This window comes from Candidatus Omnitrophota bacterium (genome assembly GCA_016929445.1).
In the GTDB taxonomy this organism is placed as follows: Bacteria; Omnitrophota; Gorgyraeia; order JAFGIU01; family JAFGIU01; genus JAFGIU01.
The window spans coordinates 1-4,609 of sequence record JAFGIU010000014.1 but is presented as its reverse complement, the minus strand read 5'-3'; the positions used below and the strand labels follow the sequence as shown (position 1 = coordinate 4,609).

Below are 4,609 nucleotides of genomic sequence, written 5' to 3'. Positions count from 1 at the left end.
GTCAATCCCCAGGGAAACTTCTTCCCCCTGGCGCAGAATCATAAAAGGGTAGAGCCGGCAGTCCAGCGGACGCTGTTCATAAACTTTACAGTGATGCGAGGGGCGATCGAGCTGAGGGCAGGCGTAGCAGGCTTCACCCGGCTTGGCTGCGGGGTCTTTTTGAGGGGTGTATTCCGGAGGCGCCCAATCGCTGTGCGGCTCTTGGAAGCGGCAGCAAGCCCGGCAGTCCAAGCAGTACCCGCCGGGGAGCAGAGAATCAAGAAACGGAAGAGGCCAGGAGTTCATCATAGAAGCGGCGCCGGTTATTCACAATAGTCTCGCGCCGGTGGTTTTGCAGAGCCAACTGCCTGCAGGCTGCTCCCAGGCGATCGGCCAACTGCGGGTTGTCCAAGAGCTCCAACACATGCTCTGCTACTGATTCCGTGTCATACTCCTTGCACAAAAATCCCGTTTCCCCGTTCCGTATAAGCTCGCCGTGCCAATCCACATCATAAGAAATAACCGGGCGTCCGGCGCAGGCTGCCTCAGCCAGACTATTCCCCGCCATCAACCCCAGATTCACGGCAGCATTCTTGCGGAACTCCGCGACCTCCGCATGCGGACGAACACCCAGGAAGCGCACATACTCCTCTAAGCCATCGGACTGGACCCTTTCCTCCAAGGTCTTGCGTTCCGGGCCGTCTCCCACAATCAGAAACACGACATCTTTGCGTTTGGAGATCACCAGCCCGGCCACCTCAATGACATCGTCAATATAATTTTCTTTGTTCAATCTCCCGACGTGGACAACCCAGGGCCTATCGGACAATCCTTGCGCGGACACAAAGTCCGGATCCACGGGACTCAAAAAGGCTGCCGTCTCAATGCCAAAGCGATCTACCCGAATCCGGTCCTTGCGCGCCCCGGATTGAACAGCGTCCTCAGCCAAATTCTGAGACCGGGCCATAACCCGATCTGCCCGCTTCAAAACAAAACTCTCCAACTTTTTGGCCAGCCCACGGGACCCGGCAATAGTGGGAAAGAGCACGGTCGGCCCTTCCAAGCGGTAGCGAAGATCCGCGGGAGTTCTCAAGGAAACACAGAACGGCAACCGGAAGCGCCGGGCCAAAAGCCATCCCACAAAACCCCCGAAGTACGGATCATGGGTCTTGAGAATGGAAATGGGGTGGGTTTGAATCAGGACAGCACACTGACGATACAATTCGGCCAAATACAAAAGCTTGCGCAGGCCGTTCAGACCCCGGGATTTCATCCAAAGATGCTTCTCGGTGCCGACCTCATAGACCGTGTGGCGCTCGTTGACTTCGACAACTTGGGACTTTTCAGTGGGAAAGTGGAAAGAGTAGACGTGATCAAAGTAGCCGTCCTCATCCCGGTCAAACAAAATCTGCATGGCTTTGGCACGCCTCAAGTGCTCCAAAGACGTGGGCATAAAACAAAGCAGAGTGCGTGGGTGGGATTCGGGCATACGTGTCAGATGGAGCTGACCGGCAACGGATCTCCGGCTGAAATCGCCTCGTCAATCTCTGTAGGGATCTGATCCATTATCTGGCCCTCTGCCTTCCGCAACGGCGGGGCATCATAACCTGAGCAGAGCTTGCAGATGGAAGCCCCTTCAGAGGACAAGAACACTTCGCGGAACTTTTGATACTTGGGGCCGTTCCAAATGGATTCCCAAGTCACTCCTTCTTCGGAAAGATCCCCCAGAGGATAGGTCAGCGGATCATAGGCATGGGTCAGTCCCTGTCCGTTATCCGCCCGGCGCGGCAGCTCAATCCCGCAACAGGGAGAGACCTTCCCGTTCCACTGAATGAGAGAACTAAACCAAGGCAGGGCACAACGCTGGGCTCCGTCCTTGGGAACCAGGCGGCCCTCTGCCATGGCCTCCGCGTCATAGCGGCTGAATTGGGGATCATCCGAAACAAAGCGGTTTGCCTGGCCCATATCCCAGACAATCGTTGGGCACACAAAGAGACTGTCCACTTCCATTTCCAGAGCCAAATCCACCACCTCATCAACCTGATGTTGATTGTGCTTTTGAACCACAAAATCGACCAAAACCCGGGGCGTTTGGGAACCCAGTTTTTTCTTGGCAGCCACCAGGGCTCTGATATTGCTCAGAACCAAATCCAAATCTCCGCCCACCCGGTACACGGAGTGAGTCTCCTGAGTCACCCCTCCGATCGCAATCCCGAGTTCATCCAGCCCGGAGCGCACCACTTGCTCCGCATCAAACATCGTACCGTTCGACGCCATGGTCACCACAATGCCGCGGGCCTTGGCCAATCGAATCATTTCGTAGATGTTCTTATTGAGGAAGGGCTCACCCGTGCCGTAGAGCAAGATGTTATTGGCGTACTTCCCGATCTTGTCCAGAACCGTCCGGTAGAGTTCCAGGCTCATGATGCCCTGGGCCCTCTCAATCGTACCGATTCCGGTTTTGCAAATGGGGCACTTCAGATTACACACATTTGTGGGCTCGATAGTGTAGTTCGTGGGAATCCCGAGGCTCTTGGTATGTCCCATGCGCATGGACCAATTGGAAAAGAGGAAATGCTTCTCCCCCTTGATATTCGTGCGCACACGCCACCATTCCCGCTGCAGATCCTTTTGCTCTAGAACACGCTCGACTCCGTTGGACTCAACAAAACGGGCTTTCGGAATCCGGGTGCGCAAAGCAAACTGCATCCACACTGCCTGTTTGAGTCCCTGAAGCCCCCCTGTAAAACAAATGAGCTCATCAAATCCTTGCGCCCTGACCGGATCGAGAACAGCCGCAGAAAAAATATCTTTAACCCGGCCCACTTTACGGGAAGACTCCTGGGGAAAGGTCCAACAATTCCGGACAGAAGGCAGGGCCTTGGCGTGTTCTCCGAGCGAATGCCGCAGCAGAAGGGACAGCCCGGCCTCAGGCTCTTGCCTCCGGATCTTCTTAAACCAGAATTCGAGCAGGTGGGGATCCGGCGAATAGCACAGAATCAAGATTTTCTTCATTTCCTAAACCCATTCTGTGAAAGATAGATACGTCTCTTTGGGATCCCGGTCAAACAAGGGGCCGACCGGATAGGGTAGAGTAACTCACAACTCTTGCGGAGGCAAGCGCAGCGCGATCTCCGAGGGCACACCCCTCACACCTAAAGCATTGACCGAGGCGACCCCGAGACGATTCTCGCCGGGTTCCAAAAACCAATGCACTTGAGGTTCTTCCAAAAGCCGCGTTTCGCCGTTGAGCTCCACCGCGAAATGGCTGAAATTCGGTGTATAGGTCTGCAGAGAGATTGTCAATTCAGGCAGGCCTGATTGAGACTTGGCTACGGCTTGTACGAGCACCCGTGTACGATTGAGCGGCCAATACAGATCCTGACGCTCTGCAGTCTCATGCGCAAAACAAATGCGTCCGTCCACCTCCTCATCCATCCACTCCAGGGTGTTCACGTATACATTCCCCTTGGGATGCCACCGCGGGTACCGGATGTACAAATCATTGCGCATGCGCACTGCAAGCTCATAGTAGAGGGATAAATACTTCCGGCGCAAAGCGGGTTCGTCTAAGGAGCCCGGCACAGATCCGCGAAGCTCCAGTCCCGGCGTGTCCTTTAACAAGGCTTCATGCAAATCCATTGCAGACAAAGGGCGGCCTGCGTGCTCATAGTGCACGTTCTGATCCGGATCCATCACCACCCAGGAATCCCACTCATTGGACCACACCTCAGCCACCACATGACCGCGCCCCTCCCGCTGCTCAAGAGTAACTGCGCGCGCCTGAGCGCCGATGGCCGCAGCGCACTGCACATACGTGTAACTCGCTTCTCCGCAGAGAAAGCGATCCCCGGCAGCCGCACGCTCCAAAATCTTGTCTGCCTCAAAATTGCCCAAATGCACAGGCTCGTTGGGGGTGGGGCCGTGCTCCCACTGCGCGTGAATCCATTCACGAAGACCTACGAGCCCGTCAAAATCCGGCTGGGTCTGGAATCGCTCCAACTCATACGACTCTCTGAGTTGGCTCAGACGGGGATTCCCGGCAGACTCGTAGGAGAAATACCGCGCCGCTCCTTTGGGCAGAACCTCCTCAGGCATCTTGAGGGAAAGCAGTTCGATTCCCGCAGTCTTCAGCCGGGCCCCCAAGTCCTTTGTGCCAACCGGAAACTCCCCGGCCGGTCCCATGGGAACAGGCTCCTCAAGCAAAGCCAGAGGATCGTACAGCTCATGAGCCCTTTCCAAAACCACGGAGGTCCAGACTTTGGCAGGAATAATCCATATGTTCCAAGTGAGGGCCCCAACACTGACAAACAGAGCAGGAATCAATACAATGGGGAATTTCTTGCGGCTGAACATGCAGATACAAAGTCTCCTTCAGATGGCCCAGTGTAGCACTCGCCTTCTAATTATGATAGGGTCCCAAGCATGAGAACGAAGACCTGTTTTCCCCCCATTCGTATTTGGATCCTGTTCTTTACTCTGTGTATTTTTCTCTTGTCCGGCCCCCCGGTGCTCTCCTGGTTCAGCGCCCCGGATCCTGTCCGGATCAGCCGGACCGAAGAGCACTTTGATGCCGGAGCACTCTCGAACCCGGAGCGTTTTGAGTCGAAGGGTTTTATCGCGGCTGAGC

At 55.5% G+C, this 4,609-nt stretch carries 5 protein-coding genes; 1 reads left to right on the top strand and 4 read right to left on the bottom strand.

Annotated features, from left to right (window positions below; genetic code table 11):
• The 4 genes from JW937_01875 to JW937_01860 all read right to left on the bottom strand — a co-directional run.
• A partial coding sequence (locus JW937_01875) for a YkgJ family cysteine cluster protein (protein ID MBN1586159.1) occupies window positions 1-288 on the bottom strand: 288 nt, incomplete at its 3' end.
• Complete coding sequence (locus JW937_01870) at window positions 257-1,468, bottom strand: glycosyltransferase (protein ID MBN1586158.1); 1,212 nt, start codon at window positions 1,466-1,468, stop codon at window positions 257-259. The genes JW937_01875 and JW937_01870, both read right to left, overlap by 32 nt.
• Window positions 1,469-1,473: 5 nt before the next feature.
• On the bottom strand, window positions 1,474-2,994 hold the full coding sequence (locus JW937_01865) for an SPASM domain-containing protein (protein ID MBN1586157.1): 1,521 nt from the start codon (window positions 2,992-2,994) through the stop codon (window positions 1,474-1,476).
• Between the two features lie 84 nt (window positions 2,995-3,078).
• Window positions 3,079-4,335, bottom strand: a complete 1,257-nt coding sequence (locus tag JW937_01860) for a hypothetical protein (protein MBN1586156.1) — start codon at window positions 4,333-4,335, stop codon at window positions 3,079-3,081.
• Window positions 4,336-4,404: 69 nt separating this feature from the next.
• Between JW937_01860 and JW937_01855 the strand changes: the two genes are divergently transcribed.
• Window positions 4,405-4,609, top strand: a 205-nt coding sequence (locus JW937_01855; protein ID MBN1586155.1) for a hypothetical protein, incomplete at its 3' end; no start/stop codon positions are given.